At 35.0% G+C, this 23,971-nt stretch carries 24 protein-coding genes, 1 tRNA gene and 3 pseudogenes; 20 read left to right on the forward strand and 8 right to left on the reverse strand.

Annotated features, from left to right (window positions below; genetic code table 11):
* Nucleotides 1-31 precede the first annotated feature (31 nt).
* Nucleotides 32-2,917 carry a 2-oxoglutarate dehydrogenase E1 component gene (locus QUF99_RS09475; protein ID WP_289369709.1) on the reverse strand — a complete coding sequence of 962 codons (2,886 nt, stop codon included), beginning with the start codon at nt 2,915-2,917 and terminating at the stop codon, nt 32-34.
* An 821-nt stretch (nt 2,918-3,738) separates the two neighbouring features.
* Between QUF99_RS09475 and QUF99_RS09480 the strand changes: the two genes are divergently transcribed.
* From QUF99_RS09480 to QUF99_RS09520, 9 genes and pseudogenes are all read left to right on the forward strand, one after another.
* Nucleotides 3,739-3,864, forward strand: coding sequence for a hypothetical protein (locus QUF99_RS09480; RefSeq protein ID WP_289369710.1), 126 nt, complete (start codon nt 3,739-3,741; stop codon nt 3,862-3,864).
* A 30-nt stretch (nt 3,865-3,894) separates the two neighbouring features.
* Nucleotides 3,895-4,260: pseudogene (locus QUF99_RS09485) on the forward strand (GNAT family N-acetyltransferase); the annotation flags it as partial.
* Nucleotides 4,261-4,612: 352 nt separating this feature from the next.
* Nucleotides 4,613-4,816 (forward strand): helix-turn-helix transcriptional regulator, encoded by a 204-nt coding sequence (locus QUF99_RS09490; RefSeq protein WP_289369711.1) that lies wholly within the window; start codon nt 4,613-4,615, stop codon nt 4,814-4,816.
* A gap of 22 nt (nt 4,817-4,838) precedes the next feature.
* Complete coding sequence (locus tag QUF99_RS09495; protein ID WP_289369713.1) at nt 4,839-5,216, forward strand: permease; 378 nt, start codon at nt 4,839-4,841, stop codon at nt 5,214-5,216.
* A 49-nt stretch (nt 5,217-5,265) separates the two neighbouring features.
* Nucleotides 5,266-5,451 carry a DUF3976 domain-containing protein gene (locus tag QUF99_RS09500; RefSeq protein WP_289369714.1) on the forward strand — a complete coding sequence of 62 codons (186 nt, stop codon included), beginning with the start codon at nt 5,266-5,268 and terminating at the stop codon, nt 5,449-5,451.
* 553 nt (nt 5,452-6,004) lie between these two features.
* Nucleotides 6,005-6,610 (forward strand): bifunctional transcriptional activator/DNA repair enzyme AdaA, encoded by a 606-nt coding sequence (locus QUF99_RS09505; RefSeq protein WP_289369715.1) that lies wholly within the window; start codon nt 6,005-6,007, stop codon nt 6,608-6,610.
* 3 nt (nt 6,611-6,613) lie between these two features.
* Nucleotides 6,614-7,513 carry a DMT family transporter gene (locus tag QUF99_RS09510; protein WP_289369716.1) on the forward strand — a complete coding sequence of 300 codons (900 nt, stop codon included), beginning with the start codon at nt 6,614-6,616 and terminating at the stop codon, nt 7,511-7,513.
* Between the two features lie 2 nt (nt 7,514-7,515).
* Nucleotides 7,516-7,913: pseudogene (locus QUF99_RS09515) on the forward strand (DUF2268 domain-containing putative Zn-dependent protease); the annotation flags it as partial.
* 201 nt (nt 7,914-8,114) lie between these two features.
* A complete protein-coding gene (locus tag QUF99_RS09520; RefSeq protein WP_483298595.1) occupies nt 8,115-8,249 on the forward strand; it encodes a hypothetical protein in 135 nt (44 codons plus the stop codon).
* Nucleotides 8,250-8,723: 474 nt separating this feature from the next.
* Here QUF99_RS09520 and QUF99_RS09525 read toward each other — a convergent pair whose 3' ends face one another.
* The 4 genes from QUF99_RS09525 to QUF99_RS09540 all read right to left on the reverse strand — a co-directional run bounded on the left by QUF99_RS09525 (nt 8,724) and on the right by QUF99_RS09540 (nt 12,323).
* Nucleotides 8,724-9,161, reverse strand: a complete 438-nt coding sequence (locus QUF99_RS09525) for a DUF5065 family protein (protein ID WP_289369717.1) — start codon at nt 9,159-9,161, stop codon at nt 8,724-8,726.
* A 1,318-nt stretch (nt 9,162-10,479) separates the two neighbouring features.
* Entirely contained in the window at nt 10,480-10,683 is a 204-nt protein-coding gene (locus QUF99_RS09530) for a hypothetical protein (protein WP_289369718.1), read from the reverse strand.
* A 550-nt stretch (nt 10,684-11,233) separates the two neighbouring features.
* Entirely contained in the window at nt 11,234-11,872 is a 639-nt protein-coding gene (locus QUF99_RS09535; protein WP_289369719.1) for an acetylglutamate kinase, read from the reverse strand.
* Between the two features lie 250 nt (nt 11,873-12,122).
* Complete coding sequence (locus tag QUF99_RS09540) at nt 12,123-12,323, reverse strand: tyrosine-type recombinase/integrase (protein WP_289369721.1); 201 nt, start codon at nt 12,321-12,323, stop codon at nt 12,123-12,125.
* Nucleotides 12,324-12,644: 321 nt separating this feature from the next.
* Here QUF99_RS09540 and QUF99_RS09545 point away from each other — a divergent pair, with 321 nt between their 5' ends.
* Together QUF99_RS09545 and QUF99_RS09550 are read left to right on the forward strand one after the other, a co-directional pair.
* Nucleotides 12,645-12,914 carry a DUF1292 domain-containing protein gene (locus QUF99_RS09545; protein WP_289369723.1) on the forward strand — a complete coding sequence of 90 codons (270 nt, stop codon included), beginning with the start codon at nt 12,645-12,647 and terminating at the stop codon, nt 12,912-12,914.
* A 104-nt stretch (nt 12,915-13,018) separates the two neighbouring features.
* A complete protein-coding gene (locus QUF99_RS09550; RefSeq protein WP_289374603.1) occupies nt 13,019-13,309 on the forward strand; it encodes a recombinase family protein in 291 nt (96 codons plus the stop codon).
* A 376-nt stretch (nt 13,310-13,685) separates the two neighbouring features.
* Here QUF99_RS09550 and QUF99_RS09555 read toward each other — a convergent pair whose 3' ends face one another.
* The 3 genes and pseudogenes from QUF99_RS09555 to QUF99_RS09565 form a co-directional block, all read right to left on the reverse strand.
* Nucleotides 13,686-13,910 (reverse strand): hypothetical protein, encoded by a 225-nt coding sequence (locus QUF99_RS09555; RefSeq protein WP_289369724.1) that lies wholly within the window; start codon nt 13,908-13,910, stop codon nt 13,686-13,688.
* Between the two features lie 31 nt (nt 13,911-13,941).
* Nucleotides 13,942-14,187 (reverse strand): annotated as a pseudogene (locus QUF99_RS09560) (T7SS effector LXG polymorphic toxin); the annotation flags it as partial.
* Nucleotides 14,188-14,262: 75 nt separating this feature from the next.
* A tRNA-Val gene (locus QUF99_RS09565) sits at nt 14,263-14,333 on the reverse strand.
* 564 nt (nt 14,334-14,897) lie between these two features.
* On the opposite strand from QUF99_RS09565, the gene QUF99_RS09570 reads away from it, so the two are divergent.
* The 9 genes from QUF99_RS09570 (at nt 14,898) to QUF99_RS09610 (ending at nt 23,919) form a co-directional block, all read left to right on the forward strand.
* Nucleotides 14,898-15,518, forward strand: coding sequence for a hypothetical protein (locus QUF99_RS09570; protein ID WP_289369725.1), 621 nt, complete (start codon nt 14,898-14,900; stop codon nt 15,516-15,518).
* A gap of 712 nt (nt 15,519-16,230) precedes the next feature.
* The gene (locus QUF99_RS09575) at nt 16,231-17,784 is read left to right on the forward strand and encodes a phage lytic cycle repressor MrpR family protein (protein ID WP_289369726.1); all 1,554 of its coding nucleotides are present in this window, start codon (nt 16,231-16,233) and stop codon (nt 17,782-17,784) included.
* 15 nt (nt 17,785-17,799) lie between these two features.
* Complete coding sequence (locus tag QUF99_RS09580; RefSeq protein ID WP_289369727.1) at nt 17,800-18,072, forward strand: hypothetical protein; 273 nt, start codon at nt 17,800-17,802, stop codon at nt 18,070-18,072.
* A 98-nt stretch (nt 18,073-18,170) separates the two neighbouring features.
* Nucleotides 18,171-18,941, forward strand: a complete 771-nt coding sequence (locus QUF99_RS09585) for an HNH endonuclease (protein WP_289369729.1) — start codon at nt 18,171-18,173, stop codon at nt 18,939-18,941.
* Between the two features lie 852 nt (nt 18,942-19,793).
* A complete protein-coding gene (locus QUF99_RS09590) occupies nt 19,794-20,573 on the forward strand; it encodes a helix-turn-helix domain-containing protein (protein ID WP_289369731.1) in 780 nt (259 codons plus the stop codon).
* A gap of 373 nt (nt 20,574-20,946) precedes the next feature.
* Nucleotides 20,947-21,894: an HNH endonuclease gene (locus QUF99_RS09595; RefSeq protein WP_289369732.1), complete on the forward strand. Its 948-nt coding sequence runs from the start codon at nt 20,947-20,949 to the stop codon at nt 21,892-21,894.
* Between the two features lie 33 nt (nt 21,895-21,927).
* Nucleotides 21,928-22,671: an endonuclease NucS domain-containing protein gene (locus QUF99_RS09600; RefSeq protein WP_289369734.1), complete on the forward strand. Its 744-nt coding sequence runs from the start codon at nt 21,928-21,930 to the stop codon at nt 22,669-22,671.
* A 156-nt stretch (nt 22,672-22,827) separates the two neighbouring features.
* On the forward strand, nt 22,828-23,004 hold the full coding sequence (locus QUF99_RS09605; protein WP_289374604.1) for an HNH endonuclease: 177 nt from the start codon (nt 22,828-22,830) through the stop codon (nt 23,002-23,004).
* A gap of 3 nt (nt 23,005-23,007) precedes the next feature.
* On the forward strand, nt 23,008-23,919 hold the full coding sequence (locus QUF99_RS09610) for an alpha/beta hydrolase (RefSeq protein ID WP_289369735.1): 912 nt from the start codon (nt 23,008-23,010) through the stop codon (nt 23,917-23,919).
* Nucleotides 23,920-23,971 lie beyond the last annotated feature (52 nt).

The following is a 23,971-nucleotide window of genomic DNA, read 5'->3' on the forward strand; positions in this document are numbered from 1 at the left end:
CCAAATGAGCTAGAGTGGTGCACTTTCATATTTAGTTGCTAAAAACTTCTATTTCCTGTTTGTCTTGGCGGAAGTTATACCTTGCATCTAATGCGTGTGCGACGATTAGTTCTTGCTCTGCTCGGTGTGCATGTGGATCGCCACCTGACGGACTTGAACGGTCTGGGCGTCCAATGTAACCTGTTTTTACTTTATCGCCAGCAAGTTCAAACAGAATTGGGGCCATGTAATGCCAAGCACCCATATTTCGTGGTTCTTCTTGCACCCATACGATCTCTTCTAAGTTTTTAAAACGTTTTATAATAGATTGAACTTTTTCAGCAGGGAATGGGTATAATTGCTCAATGCGAACAATGTGTACTTCATCTAAATTCTGCTGTTGTTTACCAGATTCAATCTCTGCCGCTAAATCGATTGCCATTTTACCAGTTGTTAAGACAAGACGTTTTACTTTGTTTGGTTTTGTACCAAGGTTCTCTTGTTCTAGTGCAGCTTGGAAACGACCTTCACTTAATTCAGTGCCAGCTGAAGCTGTAAGTGGGTGACGCAATAAGCTTTTTGGTGTCATGATTACTAACGGACGAACAGCATCTGTTCCAAGAATGGATGCTTGACGGCGTAAAATATGGAAATATTGTGCCGCGCTTGTTAAATTTGCAACAGTCCAGTTGTTTTCAGCAGCAAGCTGTAAGAAGCGTTCAGGACGAGCGCTGGAGTGTTCAGGACCTTGGCCTTCATACCCATGAGGTAAGAGAAGAACTAGACCTGATTTTTGTCCCCATTTTGCTCTTCCAGCTGAAACATATTGGTCAAATAATGCCTGTGCAGTATTTGAGAAATCACCGTACTGTGCCTCCCACATAACAAGAGTTTCTGGAGCGAACACATTATAACCATACTCATAACCGACAACAGCAGCTTCTGATAATGGACTGTTATGAACAGAGAAAGAAGCGCGTGTATTCGGCAAACGGTGCAATGGTGAATATGTTTCATTTGTTTCTGTATCATGTAGTACGATATGACGGTGTGCGAATGTACCACGTTGTGAATCCTGTCCTGTTAAACGAATTGGCGTGCCATCTTGTAAAATTGTAGCGAATGCTAAAGATTCAGCAAGAGCCCATTCTACTTTACCGCCATCTTCAAGGGCATCTTTACGACGTTCAAGAATTTTCTTCACTTTAGGGTATACGTTAAAACCTTCCGGCCATGCTAGAAGACCATCGTTCAATGCACGTAATGTTTCGAGAGGAAGACCTGTATCAATTGGTTGAATTCCTCTTGCAACTACGTCTGGAACTTTAACATGGATTGTTGCTTCACTAGTATCAGCAGGTGGTACTTGTGCATATTCCGCTTTTAGATGTTCTTGTACAAACTGTGTAATTGTTTCAACTTCATCTGCATTTAGAACACCTTCAACTTGCAGTTGATCTGCATATAATGCTCTTACAGTAGGATGTTTTTTGATTTTCTTGTAAACTTGCGGTTGTGTAACTGCTGGGTCATCCATTTCGTTATGACCATAACGACGATAGCCGATTAAGTCGATTAAGAAATCTTTTTTGAAACACATGCGATATTGAATCGCAAGGTCAGCAGCAGCAAGACAAGCTTCAGGGTCATCAGCGTTCACATGAACAATCGGAATATCGAAGCCTTTCGCAAGATCACTTGAATATCTTGTTGAACGAGAATCAAAGCTATCTGTTGTAAAGCCGATTGCGTTATTTGCAATAATATGAATTGTTCCACCTGTTTGATATGCGTTTAGTCTGCTTAAGTTTAACGTTTCAGACACGATACCTTGACCAGGGAATGCCGCATCACCATGGACTAAAATAACAAAAGATTTAGATACGTCTTGTTCTGGATAACCAGCTTTTTGGCGATTTTCTTGTGCTGCGCGTGCATAACCTTCTACAACAGGGTTAACAAATTCAAGATGACTTGGGTTATTCGCTAAAGTAACTCGTGTACGAGCAGTTTCAGATCCGACAACTTGCTCTTTACCTAAGTGATATTTCACGTCTCCCGTCCACCCAATACTGCTGTTAATTGCAGCTTCGGATTTATCGGATTTTATTGTTGCATGTTTGAATTCAGCAAACATGTGACCATATGGTTTTTCTAATACATGAGCAAGTACGCTAAGACGTCCTCTATGAGCCATTCCAATCATAACGTCGTTTACGCCATTAGTTGCACCTTCAGAAATGATCTCATCAAGTACAGGTACAAGCATATCAACGCCTTCGATAGAGAATCGTTTTTGACCGACAAATGTTTTATGCAAAAATTGCTCGAAACTTTCAACAGCTGTTAAGCGTTTTAAGAGAGCAGTTCGTTTTTTATTTGTTAATGGGTGACGCAAGGAATTTGATTCCACCATTTGATGCAACCATGCACGTTCTTCACTATCTTGTACATGAGCGAATTCATAGGCTAAAGATTTCGTATAAACATCTTTTAATCTATTAACCGCATCAAAAGCTGTTTGAACATCTCCTGGTGCATCTGCCCAAACTGTTTTAGCTGGAATCGCTTTCAAATCGCTATCGCTTAATCCATGCATTGTTGTATGTGGTAACGATTGCCCATCAGTATGTTCTTCCATTGGATTAATGTGAGCGGATAGATGACCGAATGAACGGATACTCTCTACAATTTGTACCGCTTTAATAATGTTTTCAATGTCTGCCTTGTTTTGAGGAGAAAAATTTGTTTCCGTGTTGTTCCCCGCTGTGACATCGGTCTGAAATGGAGGAGCTCCCCAATTTGCAAAAAGCTCTTTTAATTCCGGATCAACAGAACCTTCCTCAGTCACGTAACGATCATACTGCTCAATAACATAGCCAAGGTTCGGACCATGGAATTTGATCCAAGGGTTTGTATTTGTATTCTTCCTCGTCATTTGATTAAACCTCCCAATGCATTAGGCCTCTCCTTATGATTGGAAAAGGATGCATTTTTTGCTCTTTTCATAATTGATGAACCAGTAATGAATATAAATTTTATCTTTACTCTTATGTTATTACAATAATTTACATAATACCAAACATTATTACTTATCTGTTTTGTAAAAAAACATTCACAATTACTTATCACCCAGGTTAATCTTTTATGTTATAAAGTAATTTTGAGGAAAAAAATGGGTGATTTCAATTGGTACATCTGTACTTGAAATAAAATAGAATACAAAATTTTGCACGGAAAAATAATGAGAATTGCAAGAATGTTTTGTTAAATAATAATTTGATTTATGTATATTAAAATAATAAGCGCTTTCAAGAATATTATACAACAATATAGCGGAATATAGTATAAAAAATAAAAAATTATGAATTTAGCATAAACTTCATTTCGATAGTGTTAAAGAATGAAAGGAAAAATGAAGTATTTGCTTATAAGTGATGATTATTATAAAAAAATCGTCCGCAAATCGTTAGTTTTTGCAAATATAGCAGAAAATTGCTCTAATATGATGTCTTGTTTTATTCATACAGGATAAGAATTTTAGTGTGCTAAAGAATAAAGTGCATATAGCTATACTAATTTTTCTTAATAGGGAATGATTGCTATAACGAAATTTATAAATTTAGGTAAAGTGATAAATAAGGTGGTGCAACCTGGCAGGAGCTTATTTACTCATTTCATTAGTTATACTTTTTCATCCAGGTCATAAAAATAATCATGATAGCAAAAAAAAGAAAAAGGCGTAGTAGGGGGAAGAAAATGAGTGACTATATACGGGTGGAAAAAGGAGTTACTTTATATGTTGAAGATTTAGGAGAGGGTACCCCGATTGTTTTAATAAAAATAGAAAATGGAAAAGCACAGCTCTTTATGAATCCAGAGTAGGTGCTTTTTTGCTTTCTGTATGAGGGAGAAATAAAGTTTTTAAAACGAGAAAGTTTTCGTTTTCTTGTTTTTCATAGAGAAACACAAGAATTTATAGGGTCTTCAAGCCTTCACAATATAGAATGGGAAATTCCAAAATGTGAAATAGGTTACTGGATCAATACTAAGTTTAGTGGTAATGGCTATATGATAGAAGCAATAAATGAATTAACTAACTTGGCGATGAAAAAATTAAAATGTAGGCGATTAGAGGTTAGATGTGAGTCTACAAACATAAAAAGTCGCTCCATACCTGAAAAATTAGGTTTCAAGCTAGAGGGAATTCTTAGGAATGAAGATGTATCCGTAGACGGAAAACATCCTACAGACACATGTGTTTATGCAAAAACTGAGTAAGAATTGTAGGGGAATTCCCATCTCAGTTTAATAAGACCTAATTTTTAAACGACGGTATTGTTATTAATTTTGAGTAAAATAAATACAAGTCAATAATAAACAATTATTTTAACACCGTTCGAATTTATCAAACGGTGTTTTGCGTATGTATTGTTATTTATCAATAGAAGAAAAGCACAAAGATATGTTGAAAGATTTGCTGCACTATTACTAGTATGTTTTTTCATGAGAACAGATAAGGCAGAGAGTTATTATGTGTTTAGGGAAAATATGGGTTAGTTATGTAAAGGGAACTTGACGTAAAGTTTCCTTTACGTTTATACTTGGGTTAAGTAAGGAGGGAGAATTTTCCTTGGAAAATAAACTAGTGGAATATAGAAAAAAATACGGGTTTTCTCAAGAGAAGTTAGCAGAAAATCTTGGCGTTTCAAGGCAAACAATTATTTCAATTGAGAAAGGAAAATATGATCCTTCTCTTCCTTTAGCATTTGAGATTGCAAAAATATTTCATACAACCATCGAGAACGTATTTCTTTATGAAGGAAAAGCAAAGTAAATTTACATAAGGAGGAATACAGATGAACTATTCACAAAAATACTTTTTAATCATGGGGATTCTCTTTTTTGCAATGGGGGCGTTTATGGTGTTTGCAGGTATTATGACGCATTCTGCACCGCCAGCGCCAACGTATACATTATTGGCAATGATGGTAATGTGCTTCTGTTTAAGTTACTTACATCCGCAGTTTAAAGAACAAGATGAACGTATGAAGTTGATTCGTCAAAAGGGGATGTTCTATTCATACTTCGCGTTGTTGACGTATTACCTTATTTTTTCTATAGGTCTAAATTTGAATCTATTTACATTATCTGCGATTGAACTGCTTAATATATTAATGGCTTTAACGATTAGTACGGTTTTCCTATCATTTGTAGTTCTGTCTAAAAGATATTAAGAACGTTTTTTTAAGTAATGATTAGTAAATATAAGAAGGGAGAAGGGAAATGCAATTTCTTTATTCATTTGGTATAGGTCTCATTTTATTTGTAGCAATGTATTTGTTTATTCGTAAAGATATTACAAAAGATAATACGTTGACGAAGAGAGGATTTTATAAACTCATTGGCTGTTTAGTTGTGATGCTTATCGGAATTGTTGTTTTAGTTGTGGTGATAAGTAAGAGATTTTGACACTCCCACGGCTAAAGCCGCAAGCTGACTAACGTCAGTGGGATTCTTGCTACCAAAGGCGAAGTCCATTTCTGGTATCGCTGACGTGCAAGATTGCGGTGTGTCATCACCACTCCCATGACAGACCGTATAGGTTCATGGGCTACGGTACTGTTACCATACCGTACAGATCTTTGGGTTCTCCATTATGTTTTAACGTCTTGTTCTTGACGACACATATTGTTTTACACACGAAATGAAATTGATTCGTGCAACCTCATACAATATTCGTTTTTCAGAGAACATGATCGTTTTAGAGTCTTTTGCATGACTATAAATAAATTTTAACATGTTTTGCGATGCAAAAGTGATACTTCCATCCCATGCCTAAAGGCGGACTAAAGTCCTGTAGGGGCTTTCTCGTATCGCAAAATATGTAAAAAAGACAACGTTTTTAATCGAAATTCAATTAGCACGCACTGGCTGCATAATTTTTTATGTTGTCCACTTAACAGGGATAACACCACATTAAGGACAACAGTTTCGTTTTTTGAATTAGAAAGCAAGAAATCGAATGAGAAAGTCAAGTATCTCTTGCTACAATGTATGTATCAAGAATCGAGGTGAAAGTATGGGTTATTTGAATGATACACTCATGTGGAATGCAATTACATATTGCGATGGAGCATATGATGGACTCTTTTTTTATGCCGTTAAGTCCACAGGAATATGTTGTAGACCTTCTTGTAAATCACGAACACCTTTGAGAAAAAATGTATCATTTTATCCTTCTGTTTCCTTAGCAATTCAAGATGGATACCGTCCCTGTAAAAGATGTCGTCCAGACTTAATTCAATCAACTGAAGAAGAAGTTATTTTTACTGCTAAACAGATAATTGAACAGGAGTACCACAACTCTTTAACGCTCGATCAACTAGCACGACATGTTGGTATGAGTAAATATCATTTGCAACGGTTATTTAAGAAAATCATAGGGATATCTCCATTGGAATATACAACAAAACTACGAATGAATGAAGCCTTTGTACTACTCCAAACTACAGAAGACACGATAACAGAAATTGCCCATAATCTTGGTTATAAGAGTTCTGCTTATTTTTCCAGTGTGTTTCATCATCACACAGGTTATACTCCATCAGATTATAGAACACGGAGGTAAATCATGAAACTTAAAGATATGATTGCTTTATTTGGACTCGCAGCATTATGGGGAGCTTCCTTTTTGTTCATTCGAATTGCTTCACCTGTATTCGGACCATTCTTGACCATTCAGGGGAGAGTTACGATTGCAGCTATGGCTCTACTTATTTATCTATTCGTAACTGGGAGGTCAGCAAATTTTCAACAGAGATGGAGACAATATCTAATAATTGGAGCATTAAATGCAGCTATTCCTTTTACCCTCATTGCAACAGCTGCACTCCATTTAACAGCTTCCATGTCAGCTATTTTAAATTCCTTAACCCCCCTTTTTACTGCTTTAGTTGTCTGGGGCTGGATGAAAGGGAAATTAAATATACGTAAATGGTTTGGTATCATAGTTGGTGTGGTTGGTGTCATCATCTTAGTAGGCTGGAGTTCGATTCCTTTTACGTCCGAAATTATTGTTGCCATAGTTCTTTCCATTTTATCGACCATCTCATATGGGTTTGCAGGTGTGTATGCAAAAAAAGCTTTTGCAGGTGTTCCACCACTTTCTCTTGCTATAGGACAGCAGGTTGGAGCATCTATTCTTTTGTTACCTTTTACATTTACACATTTGCCTACTTCAACAAGCAAAATATCGATTGTTGCTGTTTTGTCTGTTGTTGGACTCGCACTGTTTTGTACAGCCATTGCATATCTTTTATATTTCTACCTCATTGAAAGCGTTGGGCCGATCAAAACATTAAGTGTTACCTTTCTCATTCCTGTATTCGGAATGATTTGGGGTGCCCTTTTCCTCCACGAAGAGATTACGATAGGAATGCTAATAGGTCTTATCGTCATTCTAGGAAGTGTATTCCTTATTTCGGATGTTCGATTAAACACATTATCTCCCAGCAAGCGGATGCCAACATGATCAACGGTCGTTTTTCTTATTTCGATTGGGATCGCGGAGACGTAACTTTAGGTGAATATTTAGTCATTGAAGGACTTGCTGATTCATTTGCTACTGAGTTATATGGTGAAGAACATTTAGGTCCTTGGGTTACTTCAATCGATGAGGAAGAGCTCGAATGTTCAATTCAGCTCATACAAGAAGGTTTTAATTTAATAGGATTTGCAGAAGTCAGTGGTTACATGTTTGGAGATGAAATTGCTAAAAAGGAAGGCTATTCACCAGTAGGTTTATCACCTGGTGCGGGTTACGCTGATAGGTTATCATGCTGTACAATCTTTTATGAAAAAATAATGTCACAATTCAGGAAACTACATTGTTAAGTGCAGAAGAAATTATTAAAGAATGTGGAGTTTTTTAAGCATTACAGAAACAACTTAAATCTTTAACTAAAAATAATTAATTGAAAGTAATCAAAGAGCAGCTTATTGTTGCTCTTTTTATTTTGGAGAGAAGAATCATAAAAACACAACAAGTACACAGAAAAAGTACATATTCTTAACAAGAATTGATTATTGTATATGTAAGTTAAGATAGAGAGAAATAGTAAAGGATGGCTAGAATGAAGCTTTATGAAGTGTTACTAGGGTATGAAAATAATCAATTTAAAGATAGAGCTGTATTTTTATATCAAAATAATCTTAGAATGGCGGCAACGTTTAAGCGGGTAACTTTATTTGGTGCGATGACCGTGTAGCTGTTAGCTGTAAAGATCTTTCACGAGATATTTGGACATATAAAGAAAGACGCTAAGCTTTTTAAAATTTACATTAACTAAAATCTCGTAAATTTATACCGTTTTACAGGGAGCAGACCTAGAAAATGTTCAAGTTCATCGACATGCTCGAAGACGATAGACCTTAAGCAAAAATTTGGTTCATAAATAAAAGACAGCGAGCAGCATATATGAACTGCACCCTGTCTTTTTGATTTAGTAATTTTATATATAAACCACGACAATATTGCATGTTTACTTTAGTTTTGCGACACGTCCGTATTCTAACTTTGTTTGATTATAAAGTTGCATAAAATGTATAATATTTATTGTTCTAATTGCAACTGAAAATTCATGACAAATAAAACTAGTATTATTTCTAATGCTGTGAAACCTCCAAATGTTAATGCTCTAATTCATGCAATTTTACCTAGCTTTTTCATTTGAATGTTCGCCTTATTTTACATAAAATGTGTTAGTGAAGAATGATCCTAAATAGTCACCATTTGTGTGAAAAACTTCAACTTTAAGACGATAAGTTCCTTTGCCATGAACTCCTCCGTTTGTTCCGTCTGTATTAATGGAGATCCCAAAATACTCTTCTGGTAATGCGTACCAGCCTTTAAATGTTTTTGTGTCAAGGTTTCCATCATTTTTCCATTTGCCGTTGACTAGTTTCTCTGGTTGAATATGAACACGAGTTTCAAAATCATCATCATTTTTGATTTTTGCTGTAATAGGATTTGGATAAGTGAAGTTTGTTCGAGTTGTATTTACAGAAACTCCGTTTAAAGAAGCTGCAGCTGCTTGTGTAGTCGGTTTAATCATTCCTATAGTTGTGAAACTTCCAAATGTTAATGCTCCGATTAAAGTTATTTTTCCTAATTTCATCATGTGTTTGTCCTCCGATATAATTAAGTAATTAGAGCAGTTTGATGACATGCTCAGTTCGTATTACAACACTGATTGTTTAGATATTTTAATTATACATGAAAATAATGGTAATCAAAGGATTTTATTCTGAATATTCGTTTTTTTGAGAGTGAATAATCCTTAATTCGCTTTATCCCGCATTAACGGGCAGTAATACCCCCACTGATTAAAGTTTCACTTTATTTTGTTCTGCTTTTTCAGCGTATTCGTTATTGGAGTAATTCGCGAGTCCTTCATTTAATCCTTCATCGTGTTCGAACATGCAACATTGAAACTTCTTATTGTCTCTATTCTTGGTAGAATATAAAAATCACATCCACTAAAGGAACAAAGTTACAAATACAAGAGAGGCATCTAATTAAAGTGAAGGTGCACACTACTTTATTTACAAAACAAACGAACGCAAATAACGATCATTTAGAGGGCTAATGGCTTTTATCTATTAAGGGAAGGGGGGATGCTAACTCATTTTCTGTGTGTTCAAGAAATTGATTTGCTTCCTCTAATGACCAAGTTTGGACATCTTTTGTTTCAATGCGAGGTAGCTGTACGAGTGCCATCATATTTTGACTGATAAGTTGCCAAGTGACAGCTTGTTTGAAGAACTAGGAAAAGTAGAGCTAGAGGTGGTTGTAAATTCAGTGGAACCAACAAATGAATCATAAATAAAAGAATCCCCGCGGGGACAGGGATTCAAGGGGGTGGATGGAAAGTCATTTATTGTCGAAAAGTGACGAACTCAACAAATTAATAGTAACACGAATTTTCGGAAAATCGGCATGATAAATGTGTCCAAATCGTATACAAATTACGTGCAAAGGAGAAGCGGTAGAAATGGAGAAACAAATCGCAAGGTTAAAAGAGGAAAACCCTACAAATAAAACTCTACCCTCAGGATATAGAGAATAGAGTTCGCGGATGTAGTTACTAGATTATTTGAATGGTTAATGCCAGCAACACAATATTTCATTTTGTTTTAAAACAAAAACCCTAGCCCTGTGCAGAGCTAGAGAGATGGTATAACAGCTCACTTTATTTGAACGTTTATATTGTAACGTAATATTACGTTGAAAACATCAAGTAAATGTTACCAATTGTACAACAAAACAGCTAGCTCAATAAGCTAACTGCTCGGTTGGTTCCAGGGGGGGAACATTAGGGTACTAACAGATTTGGATTATAGCTGTTTATCAGCCTATGTACAGTATTGACGGAATTTTAAAGATTATTCAGGATGGGAAGAAAATAAAAAAAGACTGCTTCCATCAGGAACAGTCTCCTAGTTGAATATTTTTCTTACTGCCTTGAAGATATCAAGTCCTTTGTTATAAACATATCGTTCCCATTTTGATAACGAACTATTTCCATTTTCGCCATTTGCTATTTGAGCAGCGTGGCGTTTATGAAACTCTGCTACGCGTTGATTGTGTTCGTTGTGAAATGCTGCGAAACGTTTGTGAAGATGTTGTGCGTCGTGAGTCATTCTTAATCCGTCCTTTCATTTTTTCTATCTCTCACTATACCCATACGGATCGATTATCAACGTGGTTCAGCGCATAGAAGACGTGAAGGGAATCCAGTTATTAAATGAAACTTAACAAAATAATCTTTTTATAAAGAGTTCTAATCATAAATTCAGCGAATAGTAAAGCACCCATAGTACTAGATCCATTGTACATACGCCTTGTAATAATACCTATGTAAATACAAATTAAAAAACCGACATAAAACCCTTCTTTTTAGGTGGAAGAGAGCATCCGGCCATGCATAGAAGCGGTCAGATCCTTTTCCTGCCCCATGCCAGGTGAAAAAAAAGAGAGAAAACGAGTGCAGGTCACCTTTTGTTATCTATAGCCGCGGCTTATATGTCGAAAAATCAAAATGGATTTATATATAATGATATTAATAGTTAATATCAATTTTTGATTAATTTCCAGCACCTTCATTTGTCTCACAATAAAATTTAACGATGGTCTGTATATGATAGTAACGAAAAATAAACCGGATCCTTTGACAGAACCGGTACTTTTCTTTTATTGAAATAGTTGAGGGAATTGCTTTATTATTCCTTCAGTAAGTGCATCCGCCATTTCTAAAGCTTCTTTCTCAATTTTGTCATACAATTGGACACCGGATTGATAATCTTTACTCAGGATGGATACTGCTTCAGATTTAGTCAATGCCAGATGTTCATAAAACATTTTCCTGAATTCTTCTTTAGGTATATACGGATTTATACTGCTTAAGAATTCAACAATGTCGTCTGCATTGGCGTACCATTTTCTCTCTGCAATTGATGCGGCGTTTTGATTGCCAGCCTTTGCTGCTTTGACAAGATCCGCTGCAATTACTAAGTGATCTTTTATCAAATTACTATATTTTTCCGCCACATTTTTACCATAGAAAAGTTTGAGTGAATTTCCCATATCCGGAGCGTTTTGAAGGAGACGTGTAACAGCAAAGTTAACATCAGGCAAATTAAAAATAATGCTGATGATGGCCATCCTTGTCCAAGCAACATGTTGTTCCCATAGTAAACGCATATAACTTTTTAAATCAGCCTCAGCCTTACTGATGCGATAATTCCGTGCCGTTGAAAACGCAGATGGTGGATTCCAAATTACATATGGCATATCATGTACGAAATAACTGGATTCCCAATAAGGATACATAATGATAACACCCCCTTTGAACATATATATATCACGTTATGACAAAGTCCATTACTATGTTCTCGTGTCCAAACAATTTTTTCATACGTTTAGGGGGCATCATCAAGTTACGTATTTAGACTATTCCTTAAATGTAAAAAATCGAATCTCATGCTTCGGAAAGGTATCGTTTTCGGGGCACTTACTCCCTATAGTTCCAGATGCCTCAAGAGCATATTTTTTGGTCACTAATGCGGTCACACATAGACACTTAAAACAGCTTATTCAAAGGATTAAACTTTTCGTTATTCTCTTTTAATTCGTTAGAAAACATATGCAAATAACGCTCAGTTGTCTTTATATTAGTATGACGCAAAATCCTAGATAAGGATATAATATCGCCACCAGATTGAATGTAAGTCTTGGCATAGGAATGTCTACAAGAGTCGGCAGAGCAGCGTGTTCCAACCATAATCTTTTTATTGGTATTTATTAGTGTTCAACAATTAACAATTGCTAACTTAGAATGCTGACTTATGTCCATATTTAGGTTGCCACGTAATATATCCAGACATACTCAAGCATTCATTATACATATTTTGCAGGGAAGTTGCTGAACTGCTTGAAACCTTTCAATGGAAAAGTAGTGAAGAAGCACTTAATGAAAATAAGGAAAAAGAAAAAATATAAAAATTTGTTTTTTGCACATTAATTTGATTTTCTATGGAAAGATATGTTAGTAAATATACGAATTGAACGCTCTATTTTTTAGAGTATGAAAGGAGAGTATTATATGGAAAAAATTGAAGTAGGCGAAATTTTTACCCTTAGCGATGAGAGTGATCAAGAGCAGGAAGTTGAAGTGCTGGGAACGATGAATGTCGAAGGAGCAGAATACATTGCTGTCGGCTTTGTAGAAGACCTTCAAAAGGAAACAGATGAAGACATTGACATCTTCTTTTTAAGAGTAGAAGATGATGGTGAATTGTCATACATTGAAAGTGACGAGGAGTTTGAAAAAGTATCTGCTGCTTTCGAGGGAATTATGGATGAGCAAGATTGATATTGGTTGGACACAAGAGAGGGGATACGCTAGTCGTCTATAAACTAGACTGATTAGCACGTAGCGCAAAACAGCTATATGAGATAGCGGATAGATTAAGTTCTATCGGTGTTGAGTTAGTCAGCATTAAAGAACAGATAGATACATCGACAGCAATGGGACGAGCGATGTTCGGTATGATCGGAGTAATGGCGGAGCTAGAACGCGACATGATAAGAGAGCGTACGGTAGCTGGGCTTGAAGCAGCACGAGCAAGAGGACGCAAAGGCGGACGTAAGCCAGCCGATCAAAGCAAGATACGTAAAGCATTAGCGTTATATGATAGTAATCAATACAGTATCGCAGAGATAACGAAAGAAACAGGCGTAAGAAGGCAACGATATATAAATATTTGAAAGAACGCAAGGAGTCGGGAAAATAAACCGGCTCTTTTTATTTTGGGGGCGGGGGAGGTTTTCGGAATTTTGGTTTGCCAGGCGCCCGAAAAATCCGCGTATCAAAAATAACTTCGGGTCTAAATTACGAGATAATACTCTACGTTTTATGAGTTGTAAATCGTTTTGAATGTATTTGTATTACTTCGGATATACGGCTGATAAACTTCTATGGAAAGGGGAGCTAAAACGTAAGATAACGACGCTAATTAGTAAATACGAAAGGGAATACGTATTACATTACAGCTAGCGATATGCATGTGAAAATATGCTAGAATGCAAGTGATAACAAAGAAAGCTGACTTATCCATCTATGTGGAAGTCAGCTCATTTATTATTAATCGATGCTTTCCGGTTCTTCCTTGTAGTTCAACGCAATCTCTACTATCTCTTCGGGCGTTAAGTCTCTAAAATCCCAAAAGATTAAGTCACTTGGAGCTGGGTGAGGTACGTTCGCCTCTAAGATATCAATATACTTACTACCTAACTCATCTGGTAATTTAGGATCACATATTTGCTCTACAAGTTTAATAAGCTCTTCGTTAGTCATTTTACTATTCATGTTATCTTCCCCCTATAATTTATAACCCTTTTTTTTCGACTAGCTTATCTCGAATTTCTTTTGGAATAACCCCCATTGAACCATTATTATACATTAACTTTTTTTGAGTTTCTAAACTCCGTTCAAGGTTAAAGCTTGAAGTTACTGTTCCCGGCGCACTTCTTTTTTCTGCACTTGAAATTTTAGCCCTTGTAAGAGCATAATAGTTTTGATTAAGCTCGTTTTGGAGTATCTGGTTATCAAATCCAGATCGTATACCACTTCCACCAGCAAAAGCAAGCTCATTACGATTAAATCATCGCATAAAAATAGCGCTCTATCCATTGATAGAACGCCATTTTACCGTATTTTATGATCCCGGAGAGGCTCGAACTCACGACCTCCACCCTGTCAAGGTGGCGCTCTCCCTGCTGAGCTACGGGAGAAACGTTGATTTAAAGGCATTTTCAAGGATTTGTATAAACGGAATTCTATTAAAAAAGCAGTGGTTATTGCAAGTTATGTGACCATTTGTGACCACAAAATTTATGTCCTTAACTGTCTGTATAATGGTAAAGGGAATGAGATGGCTCATTCCTTTTTTGATGTAGAGGGGGGATAGTTTCCACAATCAGAGGAGGACTTGTGGAGAGAATAGGCATAGGTTGGTTCAGACACATGGTATGGAAATGTTGAGTGTCTGAAAAGAAATATGAGAGCGTGGAAGCTGAAAAAGAAATAGAATCTTACGAATTAGGATTCTTGAAAGAGGAAGTTATGAACAGTGGTACGAATTGAAATCTTGCATTTTGTAAGTTATAGATAAATTATAAGTATGATATATTAAGAATCGGGTATTTAAGGGGAATCGCGATAAAAGCTTTGAAATCTATGAAATTGAAAAAGAGATGAGCGCTTATGAGTTAGATTTCTTGAAGGAAGAGGTGATGCCATCATAATTCAATTGGGAAAGCAATACAGAGTAAAGATTGAGGAAGTGAATACGTAATGAGTTTAGTATTAGCCTTTTTAATATCTTGCTTGCTCGTTTGGATTCTGAAAGGGAGCGCAAAGGAGCAAGCGAAAGAAGTAAGAAAAGAATTTGGACGACAGTTATTACCGTGGATAGTAGTTGGAGTTGTCGCTATCATGATACTTATATCAGTGGTGGCTGTACATGATTCTAATGTGCAACAAGTTCAAGAAGATAATTCATCATATTATACTCATGATGACACTCGTGATGATACTTCTGACGACAATGCTAATGAAACTTATGACAACGAGTATGATTGTGAAAAAGATATGAATGGAGTTTGGGTTGACGTTAACAGTTACTGCATCCGTGAACCAATGCCCGATAAAACACAGGAGGCAAAGCCTATAACACTAGAAGCAGAGGGGGAACTTATCGTAGACAAGGATATCCCTGCAGGACGCTACAAAGTGACTCCTATAGGTCAAGGAGGTGGCTTTATTGTACGAGACTCTGTAAGGAGACTTACTGTAAATAAAACTTTAGATAGTAGTTCAACTGGCGGTGAGGGCTATGTATTCTCTTGTTATAGTGGGGATAAAATCAAAACTCAAGAAGCAGTAAAAATAACTCCAGTCGAGGAGGAAGAGTAATGGCTAGAAAAGGGGTATACATGACAACAAATAAAAAGAACCACGATGCCGACCAAGCTGATGGTTCTTCTTTTGATTCCAAATAATTGAATTAGATAAACTAGCCACGTTACTGTAATTAGTTGTACGAAGACCCAATGTTAGCGCACTGGGTTCTTTTGTTATTATATGCTTATTATAGAATTAACATAATATTTTTAAAAGGAAAGAGACTGAAAAAATCAACCTCCTTTTATTGCATTTCTAATAGCTTTTTACGCAACATTAATTCACTTTCAGTTACATAGAGCCTCTATGTAGGTTTTCTTCAATTTAAAACATAATACTTTTTCAATACCTAAACAGCTAACAGGAAAGTGAGGGTGTATCCACGTGATTTCATTTTTTGTTTAAGCATGTTAAAGATAAACGTATAAATACATTACTTATGAAAGAACTTGGTGAATGAGTTATTTGTTATTTAAAAATAATTTTGTTTTTTGAGTATGGATTAATGATAAATTCTTATAAAACTTCTGTATTAATGTGTTAGTGTATTACTTATTAATTAGAATATTCAGAAAAAATGTTGACTATATAATATTAAAATAGTAAAATGAAGTGAAAATAATGCTACTCTTGAAGCTGGAAACATTTATATTTGAGCATAGTATTAGACTGTATAGAATATTCTTTATGTTTATTTGAATATAGAAAAGAAAGGTTGATATTTTTGGGATTTCAAAAGGGAAATGTTTATGTAATTTTTAACAAATCGAATAAAAAGGTATTGTTCGGTGAAACGGGTGGTGATGGTTATTTTCGTTTATCTCAGCATAGAAGCGACCTTAGGAAAGGAATTGAAAGAAATAAATCCCTCCAAGAAGATTTTTTAAAATATGGAGAAGATAATTTCGATTTTGAAGTAATAATAGAAACCAGTGAACACGAGCTTTATGAATTAATATTAATGGAGATATTTTCGAGAGTGGGGATGGCATACAACCATAGAAGAAATAACCAAATTAAAAGAGTGGAAAGAGGAGAGAAAATTATCTCAGCTGACTTGTACGAAAAGGTTGAAAGATTTATACATCGATGGCAATTGAAATTACCTTATTACAAAGCTTTGTTGAAAGAGTTAGAAGATATGAAATTTGGATTTGAATCAAAATCGGAGAGCATATATCAAAGGGACTTTAAAAATGTTTTCTTAACTTCAAAGTATAGTGTTAATACACAGAGGGTAGCAAAAGCGTTATTTAGAAAGACTGCTGAAATCGAAAAGAGTAAGGATAAAGACCTATATAGCTTTAATCAAGAAGAATTGGCAGAGGCTTTCAAATTACTAAAAGCTAAAACGATTAGAAGCCTTCAAGATAAAGTATCTACGGTAGAAAGATATATTGATTTTGCCAAAGAAAATGGAAAGACAAAGATTAATTACGCTACATTATTTGATTCCAAAGATAAGTTAGAAAACCTTCTTGACAAAGAAGCAGAAGAGAACATGAGATTTGATAAAGATGAGATTATGGAAATGGCAATGAGCGCAGATAATGCTCAAGATGGCGTTATACTAGGATTGCTATTTGATGGAGTAAGTCATAAAAACGAATTTGAAGAATTGACTAACTTGACTGAAGATAATATTGATGAAGAAAATCAACAAATCATATTAGAAAATAGAATTGTCCCTATGAGTACAGAAACAGCAATTTTAGTTAGAAGAGCGCTTGAAGAAGATAAGTACGTTAGCATCAAGGGAGAGACTTCTCGTAGATACAAAATTGCAGAAGGGGCTAATGTTCTTAGAGGTTTAAGAGGAAAGGCTAAGGTTAAGGGTCAAATCATTAGTCAACGAATTTTAAGGATTGCTGAAATATTTGATTATCCATATTTAAATGCAACAACAATTTCGTATAGTGGACAACTACACTTGGCTAAAGAATTAATTAATGATGGAAAAAACATCGATGATGTAGTTCCAATAATTATTAAACGATTTAATATTAACGATAATCTCACTTCTCGTTTCCAGTTAAAAATAAGGATTGAGAGCTTCGTGAATAGGAAGAACAATCAATATGATATAAGTAACGAGGAAATGGATTTATTTGGTGAAGAAATTCCGCTGTCACAAGAATATTTTTACAGTGATAGTTGGCAAGAAAAGATAAAAGCAAGTCAAAAGGATTTGCAAGAGGGTAGATATAAAAAATTCAACAATGTTGAAGAGTTGTTTAGTGATTTGGATAGTGATGAGCAAGATAATAAAAATAGTTAGGGGAGAGATTATGCGATGTCTATTGACAATGAAGATAAATCAAATGAGCAGGCAATTGAAGATTATGTGAAAGAACACTCCAACAACGTGCGCCATTTACTTACTGACTTAAATACATTACTCCAAAAGCACAAGGAAACGTTACATGAAGAGCAGTTCTTTGCGGTATGGAATAAATCGCCACTTAGCCAACAAGTAAATAAGAATGGATTTACGTTGTACCAAGCTCTCGTATCAATTGCAGAAGAAGGACTTGGCGTTAAGGTGATAAAAGGACCGTGGGATTAAGGGTATATGGTTTTAATGCTTTAGGACTGCAGTTATAGCTGCTTCCTATCTAGTTTGGAAGGTATTTGGAAACAAGTGGGTGGAAGGAGTTAATTCTTATGATAGGTATCACTTGTAGTTTATATAAAACTTGTAAAATCTGTGGTCAGACGAAATTGTATCATGAATTTGCATCAATGGGAAAAGGGCGAAGAAGGTCGTATTGTCGAAGCTGCAAGAACCGTAAGGATGAAATAAGGATACCATCAACTCCATACTCCTATGATACAGCTTTGTTAGAGCAGTCAGATATAGAGGTTCGTGTTAAACTACCGTCAAAGAAGAAGATTAAGTACAGTGTTCCATATAAACAAGCGATATTAATGGTAAAGGAAGGAATGGCAGGGATTGTACACGGAACTCTCATTCATAAGTTATATGATAAATGCACATTTCGTCAAATGATTCTAAATAGAGATAATTACACCTGTACATATTGCGGTAGATACGGAGATACTATAGACCATGTTATTCCCAAGTCGAACGGAGGCATTTCAAGTTTTAGAAATTGTGTTTGTGCTTGTGAAGAGTGTAATACCAAAAAAGGAACTCTTTCCCCAGAAGAATATCTTTATTATTACGAACCATTAGCAGGGAACGGTATTCTGCAAAAGCAGCAACTAGAACAACAATTACATTATGTTCAATGGTTATTAGAAAAAGTAAATGAACAAGCTGTATATGAGCAAGATGAGGTTATACAGAATGGTGCAGAAGACGTCCTTCAGAGGATTGAGCAATTAGAGTTCGTTATTAGCAGTATAAAAGAGAGTGTTTTTAATTACTCTAAGTTACAGGCGTTAATTGATTATACAAAAACTTCGATATAATAAGTGTTATTAGGCAGTTGTATGGCTGTTCTTTTTTGTTTGGAGCAGGAAAGAGGAGGGAGTATTTTTCAGATTCTATGCTCGTTCCTTTGACTGACATACTTATAAGCACCTCAATCTACGCCAAAAGCAGTCGCAGAATTCCGATTCGTTAAGGGTTTTTACTACTTTACAACCGACATAAACACTCTATTTTTTAACGTTTATAACATTAATCTCGAAGCGTATATATGTATTTAATTTGTATCTTTAGTTGTTCAAAATGCTTGAGGGAGATAAGTATAGTTACAAAGGAAGTTGTTATCCATTGGTTACATAAAAAATTCTTGGTGGATACTTTTACAGGATTCCTCTAATTTTTTCTATAGGATTTTGGGCAAATCGGCAATTTTGAATTTTGTATAGTAGAAGTATGAACTGTCATAAAGGTTACTATCTTAAAGTGAATGGACAATAATCATTGAAAATAGATATGAGAATCAGTTTTAAGAGGTAATGTGAAATATAATTGTAATAAAAATGTAACAAATGACCAAATCATACTTAACCCTTGATATATAAGCATGTAAGCGTTTTACTGAGTGGTTGGTACAGTAAGAATTGAGTGTGATACAGTGAGAGGGTGCGAAATTTACACCACCTTAGTAAAAAATTTGCACTAGGGGTAGTGCAAAAAGCGTAAAGAGGTAGTGCGAAATTTGCCCAATATAAGAGAAGATATTAGAGGATTAAATAAGAGAAAAATAAATAGGGTCGCTTACGCTCCTTCTCTTCTATCTCTCTATTACAAATGGGATAAGGAAGGCAAATCATTATGACTTTATACAAATAAAAAGAAACGGAGACATAATGATGAAAGAAAGTAAAGTAGGATTTATAAAGTTCAACGGAAGCTTAATGAGAGATTATGAGTTAAAGGTCGGAGAAACGCTCGTATATGGTGCATTGATATCGTTCAGAAATATGAGTATTCAATCCAATACAACAGATGAACAAGGTCAAGTATACGCTTATCCGCCTATCTCAAGCATTGCAAACATTACAAGACAATCAGAAAGGAGTGTGAAGAGTCACATTCAAGTATTAGAAGAAAAAGGATTAATGACTGTTAAAAGGTCGTACAAAGAAGGTAGTAAAGAGAAAAACGTAAATCGTTACTATCTTAATACTGACGTGTTAGATGTTTATTTTACTATTGATGCAAAAGAGACATCTAAAGCTAAACTAATAGTGAAACCGAAAGCAGATACAAAGAAAACATCTAAACAGTCAAAACAAACGGTGCTTATTGATAATGCTGATGTTAAGAAATGGTTCAATTATTATCAAGGTGAACATAATAATAATTCTGCTAACAAGCTAAACGAGTTAAGTGAAACATATGGAGCTGAAACAGTTGTTAAGGCTATTCATAATGCGATGAATGGTGTAAATATCAGTACTCTATCTCAAGGAACTACAGGATTTATCCTAAGTAGATTGCATAAGGAAACCTTAGAGGATGCGAAACATCAATTGCAAAATGAGAAAGAGAGACAAGAACGATTTATGAACGAACCCATTACATCAGTACGCGATTATACTGCACATTTAAAACGTAAAGAGAATAAGAGAAAGATTAGAGCGGTGTAGATACGAGTCTATTATTGGGTGATTGCTATGAAAAGTGTAGAATAGGGATGACTCAGTTTTGAGTTATCCTTTTTTTCATATACTGAAGTGGGGATTGAACAGATGGACTGAATTCACCACAATGACTAATAAAACCCATCTTTTATTATCTGCTTACAAATGAACTGGATAGGGAACAAATTTAAAGTACAGATTTAAACACCCTGTTCTCTTTTAAAATATTTATGCAAAAAGATGTGGTATAATCTTCCTGTATTAACTTTTAAAGTACAGGCTATGTTTGAAATTTATGTCAGTCAAAGTTATTCATTTAGAATAATGAATTAAGGAAAATTTTGTTTAAGAAAACTGTAAATTGGATGGGGGACGTGTTTTGAACAGTTATATAATCCCATATTTAGACCCAAAGATACATAATAGGGAAGAAGACCCACTATTCTCAGAGTACACTTATGGGGATAAAGGGGATAGAGGGATAATTTTAAAAACTAAAGTTTCAAAGGGGGACTTCCTTTTTTTTTATAAAAGTATAGAAAATAACCCCTGCATTACCGCATTTTACGAAGTGGAAAAAGTTTTGGATATTCATAAAGCAAAAATGGATAATACAATCATGATGAAATATAAAAATCCTCACTTATTTAGAAATAAAGTTCAAGAGAATGAAGTAATTGTTTTTGGAAGTCCAGAGAATTCAGTGATATTAGATACCCCTCTAGTAGTTAACAGGGCATTACTAGAGGAATTATCGATTGATTATAATCCATCTCCGAACCTAACAGAACTGCAAGCCCTTACGCTAAAGTTTAGATGGAAGCGATTAAATAACTCGCAAGTAAAACTATTACTCAAGAAAGTGAATCCACTGCACAATAAGAGTTTTCTGATTTTTCAGAAAGAATTGGAATCACCGATTGTTTTGGATAAAACCGAAAAAGAATCGGTTGTTAAGGCACGTATAGGTCAGTCAATTTTTAAAAAGGCGCTTTTAGCTGTAGAAAAGAAATGTAAACTGTGTGGTGTATCAGATGAACGATTCTTAGTAGCTAGCCATATTAAGCAATGGAGTCAATCTAATCATAAAGAGCGGTTAGATGTTAATAATGGATTGCTATTATGTCCTAACCATGATGCGCTATTTGATAAGGGATATATTAGTTTTAATGAGGATGGGAGAATTTTGATTTCAGAAAGTTTGGATGAAGCCACAAAGGTTTTTCTTAATATCAATGAAACTATGAAAGTTGCTTTGAATGAGCGACAACAGAACTATATGAATTGGCATCGGGAGAATATTTATAAGTCTGAACAATTGGTTTAAAAGCTGATTAATATCCAAAAAGGATTGATGAAAATGAAAGAGGTTCAACTTCATGAAATTTTAATTGCAAATCCGTACTTAATTGAAGAAGGGTGTATTTTTTTAGAAAGTGAGGTTAACTTGAGCGGGAAACGGTGTGACCTATTATTTTTGGATAAAAACAAAAAGAAACTTTTTGTTGAAGTTAAATTAAAGGTAAATGATAGTGCTGTAGGTCAATTAATTCGGTACGATGGGCTTGTAAATAATCCAGATGCCCGATTCATGTTGGTGGGACTTACTTTTGTAGCAGGACTCAAAGAAGGACTTGAAAAACACGGTTATGAATATAAGGAAGTTAATCTTGACGATGTTAAGGGAAACAAAGAAAATGTTGCCTTATATAAAAAGAAAGTTCCAAGAAATAAATCTAAGTTTGAAACTGTGGACCAATTAATTCAAACGTTTAGTCTAAGGGAAAAGCAAATTGCTAAAGAGATTTTTGAATATGCTTATGGTCTAGAAGGTGTTTATTATTATCTGTCAGATGGTATTATGCTGAGGCGAGCATCCAGACGTTTTAAGTTTTTATCAATTTCAACAAAAGGAAATAGAGTGTTGTTCCATGTCCCTACTAAAATGAGAGATTCTATTTTTGAAAGGTTTAAAGATAAGATAAAGATTTTCATCCCTGTTGACACAAGGGACAAAAATCAGATTGATATAGAGTTGAAAAACATTATTTCTCTAGAAAACGTTAAGGAATTGATTTATTGTGCCTATCAAGAACGTGAATGATGCTTAAGTTTAATGATTTTGATTACTTTCTTGAAATTTAAGAACGTATGTAACTTGTTTTAGTAAAGATATAAATGTGTAACCCAATTACCTCAAGTAGCTACTGAGTTGATGGTTTGAATTGAATATGTCTATGGTGAGAGGGGGAAGGATTTCATCGAGGTACATCATCTTAAGCCATTAAGTACTATAGGGGAAGAGGTTGCTATTAACCCAAAGGAAGACCTTGTACCTGTTTGTTCAAACTGTCATAGAATGATACACAGAAGAAAAGATAATGTATTAACAGTTGAGGAATTGAGGACTATAGTAAATGTTCCCGAAGAGAAGTAGAACATGGAATTTTGCTATTTAATTGAGATTAATTTGATTAAAAGGGTAGGAATTAATATGAAATGTAGAAAAAAAATAATTAGTTTGTTTGTGCTATTGGTCATTATTTATAATGTTAGGTACTCTAGCTACGGTGAGATTGACTTACCTAAAAGGTCAAAAGTTATAGTAAAACAGCCTCCAGTCATTTTAATTCATGGTTTCAGTGGGGGGGAGGGAACATTTACTGAATTTATAAATAAATTAGAGGTTGATGGATATGCTAGTTTAACAGATAAATATTTGGTACGGGAAAATGGACATATTGATTTCAAACTGAGTTCTTATTCAGAAAGTCCTTTGGTACAAGTGATATTTGAGCATAATTATAAGGGGAGTAAAACACAATTGAACTGGTTAAAAGATGTAATTAGAATAGTGAAATACAAGTATCAAACCGAAAAAGTCATACTTATCGGTCATAGTATGGGGGGGTTGGTTGCAACCTCGTATATTCTTGAAACTGGTGGGAATGACGTAGAAAAATTAATTACACTCGCAACACCTATCATTGGGACGGAAAAAATACCCCAGTCATTTTCAAAGGGAGCTGCTGCTTTTTTTATCCCTGCACTTATCCCTGCACTAGGTAATTTATACGTAGGTAATGCGCAAGAGTATATTAGGGAAAGAAAAGAGTTGTTTAATAAAAATGTTCAAGTTTTTTCTGTTGCTGGAATAATCACTTGGTACGATTTTAGCACAGGGGAATTTATAGATGTACCTGATGATGGTGTGGTGGATATTAAAAGTCAATTGTTTTTATCAAAATTAACAAAGAACTTTAAGGGTGAAGCGTGTATGTGTTTTCATACAAATGTTCAAAAAAATGAACGTATAATTGAAGAGATAGAAAAGTTCATTTGGAAGAACTAGGATTTGTAAGAAAGTATTTAATTTTGTGATTTATGGTAATAATTAATGGATA

The organism is Bacillus sp. DX4.1, from assembly GCF_030348195.1.
In the GTDB taxonomy this organism is placed as follows: Bacteria; Bacillota; Bacilli; order Bacillales; family Bacillaceae_G; genus Bacillus_A.

Excerpts from the sequence above, each read along its gene's own strand:
- QUF99_RS09475 (WP_289369709.1), bottom strand. The coding sequence starts at position 2,917 with ATGACGAGGAAGAATACAAATACAAACCCTTGGATCAAATTCCATGGT.
- QUF99_RS09480 (WP_289369710.1), top strand. The coding sequence starts at position 3,739 with ATGAGTGACTATATACGGGTGGAAAAAGGAGTTACTTTATATGTTGAA.
- QUF99_RS09495 (WP_289369713.1), top strand. The coding sequence starts at position 4,839 with ATGAACTATTCACAAAAATACTTTTTAATCATGGGGATTCTCTTTTTT.
- QUF99_RS09500 (WP_289369714.1), top strand. The coding sequence starts at position 5,266 with ATGCAATTTCTTTATTCATTTGGTATAGGTCTCATTTTATTTGTAGCA.
- QUF99_RS09505 (WP_289369715.1), top strand. The coding sequence starts at position 6,005 with ATGAGAAAGTCAAGTATCTCTTGCTACAATGTATGTATCAAGAATCGA.
- QUF99_RS09510 (WP_289369716.1), top strand. The coding sequence starts at position 6,614 with ATGAAACTTAAAGATATGATTGCTTTATTTGGACTCGCAGCATTATGG.
- QUF99_RS09520 (WP_483298595.1), top strand. The coding sequence starts at position 8,115 with ATGAAGCTTTATGAAGTGTTACTAGGGTATGAAAATAATCAATTTAAA.
- QUF99_RS09525 (WP_289369717.1), bottom strand. The coding sequence starts at position 9,161 with ATGATGAAATTAGGAAAAATAACTTTAATCGGAGCATTAACATTTGGA.
- QUF99_RS09530 (WP_289369718.1), bottom strand. The coding sequence starts at position 10,683 with ATGACTCACGACGCACAACATCTTCACAAACGTTTCGCAGCATTTCAC.
- QUF99_RS09535 (WP_289369719.1), bottom strand. The coding sequence starts at position 11,872 with ATGTATCCTTATTGGGAATCCAGTTATTTCGTACATGATATGCCATAT.
- QUF99_RS09540 (WP_289369721.1), bottom strand. The coding sequence starts at position 12,323 with ATGGTTGGAACACGCTGCTCTGCCGACTCTTGTAGACATTCCTATGCC.
- QUF99_RS09545 (WP_289369723.1), top strand. The coding sequence starts at position 12,645 with ATGGAAAAAATTGAAGTAGGCGAAATTTTTACCCTTAGCGATGAGAGT.
- QUF99_RS09555 (WP_289369724.1), bottom strand. The coding sequence starts at position 13,910 with ATGAATAGTAAAATGACTAACGAAGAGCTTATTAAACTTGTAGAGCAA.
- QUF99_RS09570 (WP_289369725.1), top strand. The coding sequence starts at position 14,898 with ATGAGTTTAGTATTAGCCTTTTTAATATCTTGCTTGCTCGTTTGGATT.
- QUF99_RS09580 (WP_289369727.1), top strand. The coding sequence starts at position 17,800 with ATGTCTATTGACAATGAAGATAAATCAAATGAGCAGGCAATTGAAGAT.
- QUF99_RS09585 (WP_289369729.1), top strand. The coding sequence starts at position 18,171 with ATGATAGGTATCACTTGTAGTTTATATAAAACTTGTAAAATCTGTGGT.
- QUF99_RS09590 (WP_289369731.1), top strand. The coding sequence starts at position 19,794 with ATGAAAGAAAGTAAAGTAGGATTTATAAAGTTCAACGGAAGCTTAATG.
- QUF99_RS09600 (WP_289369734.1), top strand. The coding sequence starts at position 21,928 with ATGAAAGAGGTTCAACTTCATGAAATTTTAATTGCAAATCCGTACTTA.
- QUF99_RS09610 (WP_289369735.1), top strand. The coding sequence starts at position 23,008 with ATGGAATTTTGCTATTTAATTGAGATTAATTTGATTAAAAGGGTAGGA.